Origin of the sequence: Bifidobacterium phasiani (assembly GCF_019331775.1) — a bacterium.
Classification (GTDB): domain Bacteria; phylum Actinomycetota; class Actinomycetes; order Actinomycetales; family Bifidobacteriaceae; genus Bifidobacterium; species Bifidobacterium phasiani.
In genome coordinates, this window is record NZ_JAHBBD010000001.1 from 67592 (window position 1) to 83720 (window position 16129).

Consider the following 16129-nt stretch of genomic DNA (forward strand, 5'->3'; position numbering starts at 1 on the left):
CCGTTCAGTTCGGTCGTGGTGCATCGATATCGACGGAACCGGTATCGGCCGGGTCGATTTCCGTCACGGGCGTAAGGGTCACAATGCGCGCGGCGGAGGCTCGCTTGTATGAATATTCAACCCCATGCTCACGCATCCAGTCCGCGTGCTGTGCGAGGAATTTCCCCAGTACGGAAGGCGTCACGTTATCCAGACCGAGCTTGTCGAGAAGTTCCGATGCGGTGCCGGACCATTGCTTTGCGTCGTTAAGGATGTAGCTGACGACCGTTTTGATGCAGTCGGGGACCTCGCTTGCCGTCAATTCCTCATCGGTGAAACTCTCGATCAGTTCCCACAGGCCATTATTGTTTCGCCGGAGCTTGAGTCTGGTGTCCGGCACGTCCCTTCCCGTGATGTCCAGAATGCTTTCCGGCGCGGTGCGTTTCTTTTTGCGGAGCACCATCATCTGATCCGACGCGCCGGAGATGCCGTTCGTGCCAGTGATGTTCGTGAACACGTCGGCTTTGCTGAACATTTTGCGCAGATGGGTCAGGACGAGCAGACATACTTTGTGCTCGTCCGAGAATGCTTTGAGTTTGCGGATGTCTCCGTAGTCGGATGAGTAGTGGCAGTCGTTGCCTTCGCCGCGCACGACCTGCAGCGTGTCGATGATGAAGAGTTTGGTGTCGGGTTTGCGTGCGATGTATTCGTCCAGTTCGTCGATAAGACCGTTGCTCAGTTCAAGGATCTTGGTCTCGATCTCGAAATCGTCCGAGAGTTCATCCGCGATTGACCATAGACGATGCCTCACCCGGTTGAATCGATCCTCGAGCGCGAGGTAAAGGACGCTGGCCTTCCGGGTCTCGTATCCGAAGAACGGCGTTCCCGTCGATACCGCATGGCCGAGTTGCAGTGCGAGGTAGCTCTTTCCCGCCTTGGGTGCCGATGCGAGGACGCAGAGCGACTCGGTGCACAACAGTTTGTCCACGAGCCATTCCGGTTCGGAGAGCGTCATTTCCGCAAGCGTCTGTGCCCCGATGCCGTTGATGTGCATCGGCAGTTTAGGCTTATGACCAGTTCCTGATGTTGCGTTAGACTTGTCGTTGGGGCGGAGGCTTGAGGTACAGCTCAAATACTCCTGGGTCTCAGCCCCATATTGTTTTTCGTACATGGTTTTTTCCTTTCTACCTGAGTGTTTTGATGAGCATGTCCTCATGCTCGACGTCTGATGGTTTGTCGATGGTTCCGAGTGCGTGGAATTCACATGCCAGAAGAGCGATCACCTCCTCGAGTTCGGGACTGATATCCGACCCGTCCCGGATTCGCCGCAGTTCGCGGTAGACCCGGTTCATCTGCTCGCTGAGCGCGCGCTGTACGCGGCTGCTCGGGATGACCTTCACCTCCCAACCAAGCAGGCGGTCGATGATGTACGACTGTTTGCTCAATCCGCTGGCTGCGACCTTGGCGTCGATGAGTGCCGCTTCCTCGGGTGACGTCCGGAATGAGATCGTGACATTGCGCCAACGGCCATGACGGTCGAGATTCCGTTCACTCATTTCCCATCACCTCTCAGGTTCTGGAGCGCGTCCGCCATGTCCCTCTGGACGGACGGGAAAAGATGCGCGTACCGGTAGGTGACATCCACCGCCTCGTGTCCGAGACGGTCCGCAATGGCGAGAGCGGTGAATCCCTTGTCGATAAGGAGCGACACGTGGCTGTGTCTCAGATCATGCACGCGGATGCGCTTCACACCCGACCGTTTGCAACCGCGTCCCATCTCCCGATAGAGGAATGACTTCGTGAACGGAAAGACACGTTCCCCGTCCCCGACGCCGAATAGAGCGATGTACTCCTCGACCTCTTCGGCCAAACCGTCCGGCATCGCAATGACCCGGTTCGACTTCGGGGTCTTCGGCGGCGTGATCACGTCCTCGCCCCGTATCCGTTGATACGACTTGGTGATGCGCAGCAGGCCTTTCCTGAAATCGAAATCGCCGGGGGTCAATGCGAGCAGTTCGCCCTCGCGGATTCCCGTCCAGAACAGCACCTCGAACGCCGTGAACGCCTGCGGCTTGTCCATGATCGCCTCCGAGAAACATCCGTACTCCTCCACGGTCCATATCTGCATCTCGTCGGCATCACGTTTACCGATCTTCCCGACCTGCCGCATCGGGTTCTCGCCAAGCCCGTAGTAGCGACAGGCATGATTGAACACAGCCGACAGCTGATTGCAAACAGTACGGACATACGTCATGCTGTACTTCCTGCCCGTCTTGGGATTAGTCGCGTCCCCGAGCCGCCCCTGCCACCGAAGCACGTCCGATGGAGTGATTTCGTTCAGCTTCATCTCGCCGAAGACCGGCACCAGCTTGGTGTCCAAGATGTGCGCTTTCGTCAAGAACGTATTACGCTTGAGAAGCGGCCTGACATCCTCCTTATATAGGCCAACGAAATCGGCGAAGGACATCGACGGCGAACCGTTGGCACGAAGCAGAAACTGACGCTCCCAGTCCCTGCCGGCACTTTTCGTCTTGAAACCCCTCCTATGCTTCTTCTTCCTCGCCCCCTCATAGGTGCGATACCAAACCTGAACATCCCAAAGTCCGGTCTTGGGGTTCCTGTTAACGGACATCTGACACACCGCCCTCCCCCGGCAAGGCGAAATACTTTTCCTCGAAGAAGGCCAGATTCACCTTCCCGGGAATCGTTCGAATGCCCGACGATTCGAGTTCAGCGTTGAGTTCACGAATGACGCGGTACGCCGTAGCTCGGGAAACATCCAGAGCTTCCATAACGTATTCAGCATCGACCATTTTCGACATGCGAACCTCCTTGGCTCATTCGGATGGTTGTCGGCACAACGCCCTACGCAGCCATAAAGCCCACGATGCATTGAACCTTCTGACAGCTTAAATATGTCTCACATTTTTACAGTAATACAATTTTTAGCTGTTCTGCATCATGGGCGTCACCCTTCACAAATAAGACAAAAATAAGATCACTGGCGTCTTCTGTATAATGCCCTTAACGTACATCTCCAGAAAGGGCGGGTATCTTATGAGCCTGTACGACGTAGCGCAGATGCTTACGAATGAGTACAGGCGCACCCAGTCGGGCAAGTACTGGCAGTCGTATCTGCTCGCCGCGAAGTTACGCGATCTGCGCTCCCGCGAACATCTGACGCAAGCAGAAACAGCGAAAAGAGCCGGCATCAGCGAATCCACCTTGCGGAACTACGAGCTGCAAAAGTCCTCGCCGAAGCAATCCCACCTCGAAGCACTCAGCAAGACGTTCGATGTCAGACCGGAGGCCCTACGCCTCTACGACATCGACATGTTTCCGGCCAACGCGCTTTTCGAACTGGGCGAGACCTACGGACTCATGCCCCGCACCAGCGGTTCGGACGGCCGGAGGGATGAAAGATTCGCAATCTTGGAGCCGAAGAACGGGTATATGGCCTCCGTATTGGCCGAGTGGGCGGAAAAGTACCATGCGCTCGATCATGACGAGATCAGCCGCGATGACTACGAGAGGTGGAAAGACCGGTTTTCCGAGGGCTTTGACCCTGCTGATTTTCCACTTCGATACAGTCGATCAGATAATGGTTTCGCAGCAATCGAACCATGGCGGAACGTACAATTTGCCAACACACTGCAACGCCTAAGGAAAAACAAAGGGTTGACGCAGGAGGAACTTGGACTGATCAGCGGCTGCGCCAAAACTGCGATACGTGCCTATGAACAGAGAAGGCGACTGCCCAAAAGCGTTCAGATCAAGGCATTGGCACTGGCCCTCGATGTCACCGAAGGTGCGTTGGTCTTCTTTGACTTCGGTAGCCCCGTCCAGGCCGTTCACGCGCTCTTTCAGGTAGCAAACCAGCACGGGCTTATCCCCCAGATTGTGGACGGGATTCCCGTGCTGCGTACGATACAGCCGGACTTGGAACGCTATATCGACCAGTGGGCATGGGCATTAGAAGGTCGCTATGAGAATGCCGAAGTCAACGGAAAGGCACCAGAATCCTATCAGCAATGGAAGGATCGATACAATCCCGACAATCTTTCCGGAACTGAATGGGAAAGCCGATATCACCCCTATTTCGACGCTCCGAACCGGTTCAACGGGGCCATGGATAGCCTTAATGACCCCTTCAACGAACGCTACACGGAACAAGGCGGCTTCCTAAGAGCATGACCGCAATGTATAGCGTGACGGAACCCATCGGTATCGAAATTGCCGTCATTGCTGTCATTGCTGTCATTTGCAGCGCAATCAACGGTTCAACACGACAGGCAGCAAAGCTAAAACGCACAGTCAATGGGTACCAATTCACAGCGCGGGTACCAAATGGGTATCACCAGACACGATAAGGCCGAGTCTTTCACACCTTCAGCCTTGTCAACATCTCCGACCAAACCACGTGCAGCCAGCGGACAGATACATCACGCCATGGCGGCTGAATATGGTAGAAAACTAGCATCCTACAAAGAAAGTCAACGTTTCTGCACCGTACGGCTAGCAGGTCTGAACCCGAAACATATGAGACGGGGTGCATCCCGCGAACACAGGATGCACCCCTGAATAGTAAGACGTTTTTAAGAGCAGATTACTCCCACTCGATCGTCGCCGGCGGCTTCGAGGTCACGTCGAGCACCACGCGGTTGATCTGGCGGCATTCGTTGGTGATGCGCGTCGAGATCGTGGCGAGCACGTCGTAGGGCACGCGCGACCAGTCGGCGGTCATCGCGTCCTCGGAGCTGACCGGGCGCAGCACGATCGGCGAGCCGTAGGTGCGCTCGTCGCCCTGCACGCCCACCGAATGCACGTCGGCGAGCAGCACGACCGGGCACTGCCAGATGTCGCGGTCCAGTCCGGCCTTCGACAGCTCCTCGCGGGCGATCGCGTCGGCCTCGCGCAGCACGTCCAGGCGCTCGCGCGTGATCTCGCCGATGATGCGGATGCCCAGGCCCGGGCCCGGGAACGGCTGGCGCCAGACGATCTCGTCGGGCAGGCCGAGCTCGGTGCCGATGGCGCGCACCTCGTCCTTGAACAGGGTGCGCAGCGGCTCCACGAGCTCGAACTTGAGGTCCTCGGGCAGGCCGCCGACGTTGTGGTGGCTCTTGATGTTGGCCGCGCCGTCGCCGCCGCCGGACTCCACGACGTCCGGGTACAGCGTGCCCTGCACGAGGAACTTCACCTCCTTGCCTTCGGCGCCCGCCTCGGCGATGACCTGGCGCTGCGCCTTCTCGAAGGTGCGGATGAACTTCTCGCCGATGATCTTGCGCTTGCGCTCCGGCTCGGTCACGCCCTTGAGCGCGTCGAGGAAGTCGTCGGCCGCGTCCACGGCGATGAGCCTGATGCCGGTGGCGGCCACGAAGTCGTGCTTGACCTGCTCGACCTCGCCCTTGCGCAGCAGGCCGTGGTCCACGAACACGCAGGTCAGCTGGTCGCCGACGGCCTTGTGCACCAGCGCGGCGGCCACGGCGGAGTCGACGCCGCCGGACAGGCCGCAGATCACCTGCGCGTCGCCGACCTGGGCGCGGATCTTCGCCACCTGGTCCTCGATGATGCTCGAGGCGTCCCAATCGGAATCCAGGCCGGCGCACTCGTGCAGGAACGTCTCGATCAGCTTCTGGCCGAGCGGGGTGTGGCGGACCTCCGGGTGCCACTGCACGCCGTAGAGCCTGCGGACCGGATCCTGCATCGCGGCGACGGGCGCGCCGTCGGTGTGCGCCAGCACCTCGAAGCCCTCCGGCGCCTGCTCGACGGCGACGCCGTGGCTCATCCACACGCTCTGGTCGGCCGGGGAGCCGGCGAGCAGGCCCTCGGCGTCGTCGATGACGGCGGCGGTCTTGCCGTACTCGCCCAGCGCGGCCTTGTCGACCTTGCCGCCGAGCTCGTGGGCCATGACCTGGAAGCCGTAGCAGATGCCCAGCACCGGCACGCCCGCGTCGAACACCTTCGGGTCGATGCTCGGCGCGCCCGGCTCGTACACCGAGGCGGGGCCGCCGGACAGGATGATGGCCTTGGGATCCTTGGCCAGCATCTCGTCGACCGGCATGGAATGAGGGACAAGCTCCGAATAGACGTTCGCCTCGCGCACGCGGCGTGCGATCAGCTGTGCATACTGGGCGCCGAAATCGACGACGAGCACCGGACCTGTTGCCATGAACCACTCCCCTTATCAATTCGTCGGGTGGAATACAATGCATCCATTGTGGCGTGTCAAGCAGACAACGAGGGCGCCGCAAAACGCCGCCAAAACCGGTTTGACAAAGTTACAACACGCACCACGCCGGGACTCAACACGCCGCCTTTCGGCCCTCGAAACGAACGCGCAGACACCGTCGAAAACCCTGATAAACGTTGATATGACGCCGTTTTTCATCACTTTCGCACAGGTTTTCGTCTTCACAATCCGACCACGCGAGATGAACATTTCGGTAAATTTTTCTAACAATTTAGAACGCGCTCGCAAAAAATCGCCACAAAGTCGCACGTTCCTCGTAGAATCGAGAACGATTGGGAGTGGACCATCCGCGGAATCGCAAGGTTTCTCGGGGCTCGCACCCGATGACAATTATCAATCGCACAACACCGTGCAGGAGTACAGGAGTACATATGACGAGTCCTGTTATTGGCACCCCTTGGAAGAAGCTTGACGCTCCGGTTTCCGAGGAAGCTCTCGAAGGCGTCGACAAGTACTGGCGCGCTTCGAACTATCTGTCCATCGGCCAGATCTATCTGCGCAGCAACCCGCTGATGAAGGAACCGTTCACCCGCGACGACGTGAAGCACCGTCTGGTGGGGCACTGGGGCACCACTCCGGGCCTGAACTTCCTGATCGGCCACATCAACCGACTGATCGCCGATCACCAGCAGAACACCGTGATCATCATGGGACCGGGCCACGGCGGACCGGCCGGCACCTCGCAGTCCTATCTCGATGGCACCTACACGGAGTACTTCCCGAACATCACCAAGGATGAGGCTGGCCTCCAGAAGTTCTTCCGCCAGTTCTCCTACCCGGGCGGCATTCCGTCCCACTACGCCCCGGAGACCCCGGGCTCGATCCACGAGGGCGGCGAGCTCGGCTACGCGCTGTCCCACGCGTACGGCGCGGTCATGAACAACCCGAGCCTGTTCGTCCCGGCCATCGTCGGCGACGGCGAGGCCGAGACCGGCCCGCTGGCCACCGGCTGGCAGTCCAACAAGCTGATCAACCCGCGCACCGACGGCATCGTCCTGCCGATCCTGCACCTCAACGGCTACAAGATCGCCAACCCGACGATCCTGGCCCGCATCTCCGACGAGGAGCTCCACGAGTTCTTCCACGGCATGGGCTACCAGCCGTACGAGTTCGTCGCCGGCTTCGACGACGAGGATCACATGTCGATCCACCGCCGCTTCGCCGAGCTGTTCGAGACCGTCTTCGACGAGATCTGCGACATCAAGGCCGCGGCCCAGACCGACGACATGACCCGCCCGTTCTACCCGATGATCATCTTCCGCACGCCGAAGGGCTGGACCTGCCCGAAGTTCATCGACGGCAAGAAGACCGAGGGTTCGTGGCGCGCCCACCAGGTGCCGCTGGCCTCCGCCCGCGACACCCAGGAGCACTTCGAGGTCCTCAAGGGCTGGCTCGAGTCCTACAAGCCCGAGGAGCTGTTCGACGAGAACGGCGCCGTGAAGCCGGAGGTCACCGCCTTCATGCCGAAGGGCGAGCTGCGCATCGGCCAGAACCCGAACGCCAACGGCGGCCGCATCCGCGAGGACCTGAAGCTGCCGAAGCTGGACGACTACGAGGTCAAGGAAGTCGCCGAGTACGGCCACGGCTGGGGCCAGCTCGAGGCCACCCGTCGCCTCGGCGTCTACACCCGCGACATCATCAAGCTCAACCCGGATTCGTTCCGCATCTTCGGACCGGACGAGACCGCGTCGAACCGTCTGCAGGCCGCCTACGAGGTGACCAACAAGCAGTGGGACGCCGGCTACCTGTCCGCCCAGGTCGACGAGCACATGGCCGTCACCGGCCAGGTCACCGAGCAGCTTTCCGAGCACCAGATGGAAGGCTTCCTCGAGGGCTACCTGCTCACCGGCCGTCACGGCATCTGGAGCTCCTATGAGTCCTTCGTGCACGTGATCGACTCGATGCTGAACCAGCACGCGAAGTGGCTGGAGGCCACCGTCCGCGAGATCCCGTGGCGCAAGCCGATCTCGTCGATGAACCTCCTGGTCTCCTCGCACGTCTGGCGCCAGGACCACAACGGCTTCTCGCACCAGGATCCGGGCGTCACCTCCGTCCTGCTGAACAAGACGTTCAACAACGACCACGTGGTGAACATCTACTTCCCGTGCGACTCCAACATGCTGCTGGCCGTCGCCGAGAAGTGCTACAAGTCCACCAACCAGATCAACGCGATCATCGCCGGCAAGCAGCCGGCCGCCACCTGGCTGACCCTCGACGAGGCCCGCGCCGAGCTCGAGAAGGGCGCCGCCGAGTGGAAGTGGGCCTCCAACGTCGAGTCCAACGACGAGGCCCAGATCGTGCTGGCCTGCGCCGGCGACGTCCCGACCCAGGAGATCATGGCCGCGGCCGACAAGCTGAGCGCCATGGGCATCAAGTTCAAGGTCGTCAACGTCGTGGACCTCATCAAGCTGCAGTCCGCCAAGGAGAACGACGAGGCCCTGACCGACGAGGAGTTCGCCGAGCTGTTCACCGAGGACAAGCCGGTCCTGTTCGCGTACCACTCCTACGCGCACGACGTGCGTGGCCTGATCTTCGACCGTCCGAACCACGATAACTTCAACGTTCACGGCTACAAGGAGCAGGGCTCGACCACCACGCCGTTCGACATGGTCCGCGTCAACGACATCGATCGCTACGAGCTCGTCGCCGAGGCTCTGCGCATGATCGACGCCGACAAGTACGCCGAGAAGATCGACGAGCTCGAGGCCTTCCGCCAGGAGGCCTTCCAGTTCGCGGTCGACAACGGCTACGATCATCCGGACTACACCGACTGGGTGTACTCGGATGTCAAGACCGACAAGCAGGGCGCCGTCACCGCCACCGCCGCCACCGCCGGCGACAACGAGTGACGCTGACCTGACCACATCGGTCGGTTGAACCACCAAGGGGGTTCCGGGATCCGTCCCGGAGCCCCCTTCGTCGTATCCCGGACCGGACGCGAGGCACACCGCGGCGCCGTGTTCCGGGAATCCCCCATGACGCACTAGAATGACAGATGGCGTGAACGCAGTGGTCACGCCATGGCCGACCTCGAATAGGAGACACCGTGAGTCTTACAACCGTCACTATCATCAGCCCCGAAGCCGCCAACGGCCGCAACGTCGTCGCCTACGGCGTCGTGCGCGCCCTCGCCTCGCTCAGGCGCACCGGCGTGTTCCGTCCGGCCGCCTGCAGGAAGGAGACGTTCACCGACGTGCTGCTCGGCGCCGCCACTGCCGACGAGACCCGCGAGCAGGCCGTCGGCGTCTGCCTGAAGCGCGCCCGCACCGACAAGGACGGCTCCCGCGCCGACATCGTCGCCGCCTACGAGGAGACCGTCGCGGCCATCGCCCCGGAAGCCATGGTGATCGTCGGCACCGACCGCTCCGCCGTCAACGATCCCGCCATGTTCGCGTTCAACGCCGACGTCGCCGCCGACCTCGCCTCCCCCGTCTTCCTGGCCGTGTGCGCCGCCGAGCGCACGCCGGACGAGGTCCGCGCGACCGTGGAGGCCTGCGCCGTCAGCGTCGCGGACGCCTGCACCAAGGTGATCGGCGTGTTCGTCACCGGCTGCGACGACGAGAAGGCCGCCGCCGTCAAGGACGCCCTGGCCGGCGACGTGCCGGTGTGGACGGTCCCGGCCGTCGAGTTCGCCGACGAGGCCGGCGCCGCCGCAGCCGCCGAGGCCTTCGACGCCAACGTCCCCGCGGAGCAGGTGCTCGACGCGCTCGACGCGCCGTTCGACGCCCCGGTGACCCCGTACGCGTTCCAGCACAGCCTGCTGGGCAAGGCGAAGGCCGACCGCAAGACGATCGTGCTGCCCGAGGGCGAGGAGGACCGCATCATCAAGGCCGCCGACTACCTGCTGGAGCGCGACATCGTCGACCTGATCATCGTCGGCGACCGCGACGCGATCCTCGCCCGCGGCGCCGAGCTCGGGCTCGGCTCGCTGGACAAGGCGACGTTCCAGGCCATGGACGACGAGGAGGTCCTCGCCCCGATGGTCGCCAAGCTGTGCGAGCTGCGCGCCAAGAAGGGCATGACCGAGGAGCAGGCCCGCAAGACGCTCGCCGACCCGAGCTACTTCGGCACGATGCTGGTCGTGCTGGGCAGGGCCGACGGCCTGGTCTCCGGCTCGGTGAACTCGACGGCCAACACCGTGCGCCCCGCGCTGCAGGTCATCAAGACCAAGCCGGGCGCCTCGCTGGTCTCCGGCGCGTTCCTGATGTGCTTCCGCGACCACGTGGCCGTGTTCGCCGACTGCGCGATCAACCTCAACCCGAACGCCGAGCAGCTCGCCGACATCGCCATCCAGTCCGCCGAGACCGCGAAGTCGTTCGGCATCGACCCGAAGGTCGGCATGCTGTCGTACTCGACGCTCGGCTCCGGCAAGGGCCCGGACGTCGACCTGGTCGAGGAGGCCACCGCCATCGTCCGCCAGAAGGCCCCGGAGCTCGCCGTGGTCGGCTCCATCCAGTTCGACGCCGCGTGGTCCCCCACCGTCGCCGCCACCAAGGCCAAGGGCAACGACGTGGCCGGCCACGTCAACGTGTTCGTCTTCCCGAACCTGTGCGCGGGCAACATCGGCTACAAGGCCGTGCAGCGCTCGTCCGGCGCGGTCGCGGTCGGCCCGGTGCTGCAGGGCCTGAACCGCCCGGTCAACGACCTGTCGCGCGGCGCGCTCGTGCAGGACATCATCAACACCGTCGCGCTGACCGCCATCGAGGCGCAGTGACGCGCTGACGGCCGCCGCTCCCGCCCGGTCCCGGGACGTGCGCGAAGGGCCGCGGCGGGCGTCGTACCACGATCCGGCTCGACGCCCGCCGCGGCCCTTCGCGTCGCCCGGCCCCGATTCCGCGTTTGCTGCCGCTTTTGTAGCCGTCAGCGAGTAATCTAGGTACTGGCAACCCGCTTCATCGGGATCAATGCAGAACACAATGGAGGATGCCCCAATGGCGAAAACCGTCCTTGTTATCAATTCCGGCTCCAGCTCGATCAAGTATCAGCTGGTCGACCTCGAATCCGGCGAAGGCATCGCCTCGGGTCTCGTCGAGAAGATCGGCGAGCCGGTCGACGGCCACTACAAGCACGAGTACAACGGCGAGAAGCACGAGCTCGAGGAGCCGATCCACGACCACGAGCAGGGTCTGAAGCGCGTGCTCGGCTTCTTCGACGAGTACGGCCCGAACCTGGCCGAGGCCGGCATCGTCGCCGTCGGCCATCGCGTCGTCCAGGGCGGTTCCCTCTTCCCGAAGCCGGCGCTGGTCACCGACAAGACCATCAACCAGGTCAAGGACCTCGCCGTCCTGGCCCCGCTGCACAACGGCCCGGAGGCCACCGGCGCCGAGGTCATGCGCGCGCTGCTGCCGGACGTCCCGCAGGTCTTCGTGTTCGACTCCTCGTTCTTCTTCCAGCTGCCGAAGGCCGCCAGCACCTACGCGCTGAACAAGGAGATCGCCGAGCAGTACCACATCCGCCGCTACGGCGCCCACGGCACCAGCCACGAGTACATCTCCTCCGTGGTGCCCGAGGTGATCGGCAAGCCGGCCGAGGGCCTCAAGCAGATCGTGCTGCACATCGGCAACGGCGCCTCCGCCTCCGCCGAGGTCTCCGGCAAGCCGGTCGAGACCTCGATGGGCCTGACCCCGCTCGAGGGCCTGGTCATGGGCGGCCGCACCGGCGACATCGACCCGGCCGTGGTCTTCCACCTGATCCGCAACGCCCACATGAACGTGGACGAGCTCGACGCGCTGTTCAACAAGCGCTCCGGCATGATGGGCATGACCGGCCACGGCGATCTGCGCGAGGTGCACAAGCTGGTCGAGGCCGGCGACGAGGACGCCAAGCTCGCGCTCGACATCTACGTGCACCGCATCGTCGGCTACATCGGCAACTACACCGCCCAGATGGGCGGCGTGGACGTCATCACCTTCACCGCCGGCGTCGGCGAGAACGATGAGATCGTGCGCAAGATGGTGTGCGACAAGCTCGCCCCGTTCGGCGTCAAGCTCGACGAGGAGAAGAACAACACCCGCTCCAAGCAGCCGCGCGTCATCTCCACGCCGGACTCCTCGGTGGTCATCGCCGTCATCCCGACGAACGAGGAGCTGGCCATCGCCCGCAAGTCCGCCGCCATCGCCGAGGAGGGCCAGGACACCTACGGCAACGTGTTCGCCAAGTGAGCGACCGCTGACACGGTGAACGCCGGCCGTCGCCAACGACGGATATAGAGGTTCCCGCGGCGGGCCGCGCCATCGCATCGTCGGATCATCGGATTCGGCGATCGGTGCGCGGTCCGCCGCGGGAACCTTTGTCATATGCTGCGGTATCCGCGGCACCTGCGGCATCCACGGTATCCGCGGTTCGCGGCGGGACGTTGCGCCCGACCGCCCGCCGCGAGCCATGCGCCGCATGTCGGCACGCGGCGAACGCCCCGGACCGCACGGCCGGCTTGCGGCGCACATGCGGTCCGGAATGCGAGCGGGCCGGTACGCGCTACTCCCCCAGCATCGCCGTCCACATGCCGACGAAGTCGGGGATCGTCTTGCTCGTGGTCTGCACGTCGACCACGTCGACGTCGGGGACGGCCAGGCCGATCATCGCCGCGAACGTGGCCATGCGGTGGTCCGCGTACGTCTCCATCGTCGCGCCGTGCAGCCGCCCGCGCGGCGCCGGCGCAATGGCGATGCCGTCCTCCAGTTCGTCCGCCTGCGCGCCGATGCGGCGGATCTCGGCGACCAGCGCGGCCAGCCGGTTCGTCTCATGGCCGCGCAGATGGGCGATGCCCACCAGCTGCGTCGGCGAGTCGGCCAGCGCGGCCAGCGCGGCGATGCTCGGGGCGATCTCCCCCGCCGCGGACAGGTCGAACCGCCCAAGCCCGTGGATGGCGCCGTCGCCGGTCACCGTCAGCGTCCCGGCGTCGGGGGCGTTCGCGGCCGTCGCCGCATCGCCGGCGGCGTCGCCGGTGCCGACCGCCGGGCCGTCGCCGTCCCAGGCCATGGCGTTCCAGGTGATGCGCGCGCCCATGCGCTGCAGGATGCCGGGCAGCAGACCGCCGGGCTGCGTGGTGCGCCGCGGCCAGTGAGGCACGCTGACGGAGCCGCCCGCGATCATCGCCGCGCCGAGGAACGGCGCCGCGTTGGACAGGTCCGGTTCGATCACGACGGTGTCCGGCAGCTGCACCGCGCCGGGGTGCACGCTCCAGCGACGGGCCGCCTCATCCGCCTCGGCGCGCACGCCGGCGCGGCGCAGGTCGTCGACGGTCATGCGGACGTGCGGCAGGCTCGGCAGACGCTCGCCGGTGTGGACGAGCCGCAGTCCGCCCGGCAGCCGGGAGCCGATCAGCAGCAGGCCGGAGATGAATTGCGAGGATCCGGACGCGTCGATCGACACCGTCGCCGGCCCGGCCCCGGTCCCGCCGTCCGGCGGCGCGGCGGACGCGGGCGGCGTGATCGTGAACGGCAGGCGGCCCGGTTCGCCGTGGTACTCGATGCGGGCGCCCAGCTGCTCCAGCCCGTCCAGCACCGGTCCCATCGGCCGGGCGTAGGCCTGCGCGTCGCCGTCGAAGCGCACGGGGCCGTCGGCGAACATCGCCAGTCCGGGCACGAAGCGCATCACCGTGCCGGCGAGGCCGCAGTACACGTCTGTGCCGCCACGGAACCGGCCGTCCGCGGGCGGGACGACGCGCACGGTCGTCGGCTCCGCGGCGTCGGGCTCGCAGCGGACCCCGAACGATTCCAGCGCCCCCATCATCAGCTCGGTGTCGCGGGAGCGCAGCAGTCCGACCAGCGTGACCGGCCGGCCGCCCAGCGCCGCGAGGATCAGGTAGCGGTTCGACAGCGACTTGCTGCCGGGGATGACGACGGTGGCGTCCAACGGGCGCCCGGCGAGGGGCGCGCGCCACGGATTGTGTGCTTGCATGGTTGCGTTCATGCGTTCCATCGTATCCGCTCGCCGCCGCGCGCACACGGCGCGACTTGCATCGCGGGCGGTCCGGTCGATGATGCGCCGCGCGCGGCGTCCGCTGCCTACTTGTCGATGGCGAGACGCGACTCCGGCGGCGCTTCGGCGTCGTCGCCGCGCGAGGGCAGGGCCGCCTGGATGTGCAGGATCTGCTCCTGGATGCGGTCGGCCTCGATCGCGGCGATCTGCCGGGAGAAGACGACGAACCAGCCGAAGAACAACATGATCAGCAGCAGCTCGAGATTGGTCATCGAGATCTCGTCGCGCAGCCACAGGTTCACCGACACGATGCCGATCACCACCATCAGGTCGGAGACCACGTAGGTCGCCTTGGAGAACAGCGGCGCCAGCCACGGCAGTGCGAGCATCAGCACGCCGGTGATGCACGGCAGGCTGAAGGCGAACGCGTTGTGGGCGATCGGGTGCGGCGACTGGCGGAACGACCCGATGCCGATGAAGCAGACGCCGGACGCGGCGAGCAGCAGGGACAGGCACGCCAGGCGCGTGCGGAACAGCCGCATGTGGGTGTCCTTGCCGGCGTCGCGCGCACCGCTCCACATGGCGTGCTGGCGGTAGGTGGTGATCAGCTCGGCCACGGAGAAGTAGCTGATGACGATGACGCACAGACCGGCCAGGATCACCGTGGTGTTGAACATCCCGGCGGCGAAGGTGGTGCGGTCGCCGAGCCGCGAGAAGTTGTTGACGAACCAGTAGGGGTCGTCGGTGGTCATGCCGGCGCCGCCCACGCCGGAGATCACGAAGAACGGCAGCAGGGCGGCCAGCGTCTTCGCGCGCATGGCCTGCGACTGCACGTAGGTGAGATAGCCGACCACGCCGGACATCCCGGCGCACACGCCGACCAGGTAGCCGACGAACATCTGCGTGCCGATGATGCCGTTCGCCACGTTGAGGATCAGGAACGAGGTGAGGAACGCGGTGGCCGCGTACACCACGGACAGCGCCAGGATCTCCAGCGAGCGCCGCACCGGCACCAGCCAGCCGCGTCTGAGCGTGAACGAGCTGGAGCCGCGCGCATAGCCGATGCAGAACGACACCACCGCGCATGCGGCCACGATGGCCGAGCACGCGGTGAACATGCGCAGACTGACCAGCCAGATCGCCGGGGCCAGCGTCATGTACAGGTTCATCGCGCCGCCGCCGACCAGCGCGCAGAACAGGAACGATACCAGGCCCGCGGTTTCGGCACGTTGATGTCGCCCCATGTCGCCTCTCCTTGATTCCCGTATACAACCCCTTCATTGTAGTCATGCATCGCCGGACCGCACCCCGTACGTTCATGGGTCGGGGGCATGCGGACACTGCGGCGTCACGTCGTGTCGGCCGACGACCGGCACGATGCCGGGGCCGACGATCCCGCTGATGTCCGCGCTGCGTGCCCCAGTTACGGGGCAATTGTCCGCATCGGGAAGTTCCGCCTGCGGGGCCGCCGATGTCCGCGCCTGCATACCCGGTTGCACAAGCGGGTGGGCCGAAGACACGCGACCGTCCGCGCTGCTCGCCGCGGTGGACGGCATGGGTTAGAATGGCGTACTGTGCCGGTTCCGGAGCCGCTTTCGGATATGCGGGCCGTGGCATAACGGGCTGTAGCGCAGTTTGGTAGCGCGCCTGCTTTGGGAGCAGGATGTCGCAGGTTCGAATCCTGTCAGCCCGACCGTAATCCCTTGCAGCCGATATGGTACGCAAGGGATATGTCGTTTCTGGGCGGCTGTTCCGCTTGACATGCGCCGGCGGATGCCCACCGGCGAGGCCATTCAGAGCCATATCTTCGTTATGTGTAGCGGATTCGGGCACCTGCGGACATCCATTTGCCCTAGCTGAGGCAGGCTTGCCGCCTCAGTCGCACTAGCATGCCCGGAATGACGCCGTTCGTACTCGCGGCCACGCCGGCCGGCCGCCTCACCTAACGCAGATCGATGTCCGCAATGCCCGAAAACCGCC

Annotated in this window: 11 protein-coding genes and 1 tRNA gene; 5 read left to right on the top strand and 7 right to left on the bottom strand. The window is 64.3% G+C overall.

Annotation, left to right across the window (positions count from 1 at the left end):
• Positions 1-4 precede the first annotated feature (4 nt).
• Genes KIH73_RS00290 through KIH73_RS00305 form a run of 4 tightly spaced genes read right to left on the bottom strand, consistent with a single transcriptional unit; the run spans position 5 to position 2801 of the window.
• Positions 5-1150, bottom strand: coding sequence for an AAA family ATPase (locus KIH73_RS00290; protein ID WP_219079524.1), 1146 nt, complete (start codon positions 1148-1150; stop codon positions 5-7).
• Between the two features lie 13 nt (positions 1151-1163).
• Positions 1164-1535 (bottom strand): plasmid mobilization protein, encoded by a 372-nt coding sequence (locus KIH73_RS00295; RefSeq protein WP_219079525.1) that lies wholly within the window; start codon positions 1533-1535, stop codon positions 1164-1166.
• On the bottom strand, positions 1532-2611 hold the full coding sequence (locus KIH73_RS00300; RefSeq protein ID WP_219079526.1) for a site-specific integrase: 1080 nt from the start codon (positions 2609-2611) through the stop codon (positions 1532-1534). Before KIH73_RS00300 ends, KIH73_RS00295 begins: the two co-directional genes overlap by 4 nt.
• Positions 2601-2801 carry a helix-turn-helix domain-containing protein gene (locus KIH73_RS00305; RefSeq protein ID WP_219079527.1) on the bottom strand — a complete coding sequence of 67 codons (201 nt, stop codon included), beginning with the start codon at positions 2799-2801 and terminating at the stop codon, positions 2601-2603. Before KIH73_RS00305 ends, KIH73_RS00300 begins: the two co-directional genes overlap by 11 nt.
• 235 nt (positions 2802-3036) lie before the next feature.
• Here KIH73_RS00305 and KIH73_RS00310 point away from each other — a divergent pair, with 235 nt between their 5' ends.
• On the top strand, positions 3037-4173 hold the full coding sequence (locus KIH73_RS00310) for a helix-turn-helix transcriptional regulator (RefSeq protein WP_219079528.1): 1137 nt from the start codon (positions 3037-3039) through the stop codon (positions 4171-4173).
• A gap of 412 nt (positions 4174-4585) precedes the next feature.
• On the opposite strand, the gene guaA is transcribed toward KIH73_RS00310, so the two are convergent.
• Positions 4586-6148, bottom strand: coding sequence for a glutamine-hydrolyzing GMP synthase (gene guaA, locus KIH73_RS00315; RefSeq protein WP_219079529.1), 1563 nt, complete (start codon positions 6146-6148; stop codon positions 4586-4588).
• 452 nt (positions 6149-6600) lie between these two features.
• Here guaA and KIH73_RS00320 point away from each other — a divergent pair, with 452 nt between their 5' ends.
• From KIH73_RS00320 to KIH73_RS00330, 3 genes are all read left to right on the top strand, one after another.
• Entirely contained in the window at positions 6601-9078 is a 2478-nt protein-coding gene (locus tag KIH73_RS00320; protein ID WP_219079530.1) for a phosphoketolase, read from the top strand.
• 197 nt (positions 9079-9275) lie between these two features.
• On the top strand, positions 9276-10943 hold the full coding sequence (gene pta / locus KIH73_RS00325; RefSeq protein ID WP_219079531.1) for a phosphate acetyltransferase: 1668 nt from the start codon (positions 9276-9278) through the stop codon (positions 10941-10943).
• Between the two features lie 217 nt (positions 10944-11160).
• Positions 11161-12390 (top strand): acetate/propionate family kinase, encoded by a 1230-nt coding sequence (locus KIH73_RS00330; RefSeq protein WP_219079532.1) that lies wholly within the window; start codon positions 11161-11163, stop codon positions 12388-12390.
• A gap of 313 nt (positions 12391-12703) precedes the next feature.
• Here the strand turns inward: KIH73_RS00330 and aroA are convergent, their stop codons facing one another.
• Positions 12704-14140 carry a 3-phosphoshikimate 1-carboxyvinyltransferase gene (gene aroA, locus KIH73_RS00335; protein WP_219079533.1) on the bottom strand — a complete coding sequence of 479 codons (1437 nt, stop codon included), beginning with the start codon at positions 14138-14140 and terminating at the stop codon, positions 12704-12706.
• Between the two features lie 95 nt (positions 14141-14235).
• Positions 14236-15393: an ABC transporter permease gene (locus KIH73_RS00340; protein ID WP_219079534.1), complete on the bottom strand. Its 1158-nt coding sequence runs from the start codon at positions 15391-15393 to the stop codon at positions 14236-14238.
• Positions 15394-15768: 375 nt separating this feature from the next.
• Here KIH73_RS00340 and KIH73_RS00345 point away from each other — a divergent pair.
• A tRNA-Pro gene (locus KIH73_RS00345) sits at positions 15769-15842 on the top strand.
• The last annotated feature ends 287 nt before the right edge of the window (positions 15843-16129 follow it).

What these genes read in the sequence shown, in the direction of transcription:
- KIH73_RS00290 (WP_219079524.1), bottom strand. Translation starts at nt 1,150, where the DNA reads ATGTACGAAAAACAATATGGGGCTGAGACCCAGGAGTATTTGAGCTGT.
- KIH73_RS00295 (WP_219079525.1), bottom strand. Translation starts at nt 1,535, where the DNA reads ATGAGTGAACGGAATCTCGACCGTCATGGCCGTTGGCGCAATGTCACG.
- KIH73_RS00300 (WP_219079526.1), bottom strand. Translation starts at nt 2,611, where the DNA reads ATGTCCGTTAACAGGAACCCCAAGACCGGACTTTGGGATGTTCAGGTT.
- KIH73_RS00305 (WP_219079527.1), bottom strand. Translation starts at nt 2,801, where the DNA reads ATGTCGAAAATGGTCGATGCTGAATACGTTATGGAAGCTCTGGATGTT.
- KIH73_RS00310 (WP_219079528.1), top strand. Translation starts at nt 3,037, where the DNA reads ATGAGCCTGTACGACGTAGCGCAGATGCTTACGAATGAGTACAGGCGC.
- guaA (WP_219079529.1), bottom strand. Translation starts at nt 6,148, where the DNA reads ATGGCAACAGGTCCGGTGCTCGTCGTCGATTTCGGCGCCCAGTATGCA.
- KIH73_RS00320 (WP_219079530.1), top strand. Translation starts at nt 6,601, where the DNA reads ATGACGAGTCCTGTTATTGGCACCCCTTGGAAGAAGCTTGACGCTCCG.
- KIH73_RS00330 (WP_219079532.1), top strand. Translation starts at nt 11,161, where the DNA reads ATGGCGAAAACCGTCCTTGTTATCAATTCCGGCTCCAGCTCGATCAAG.
- aroA (WP_219079533.1), bottom strand. Translation starts at nt 14,140, where the DNA reads ATGAACGCAACCATGCAAGCACACAATCCGTGGCGCGCGCCCCTCGCC.
- KIH73_RS00340 (WP_219079534.1), bottom strand. Translation starts at nt 15,393, where the DNA reads ATGGGGCGACATCAACGTGCCGAAACCGCGGGCCTGGTATCGTTCCTG.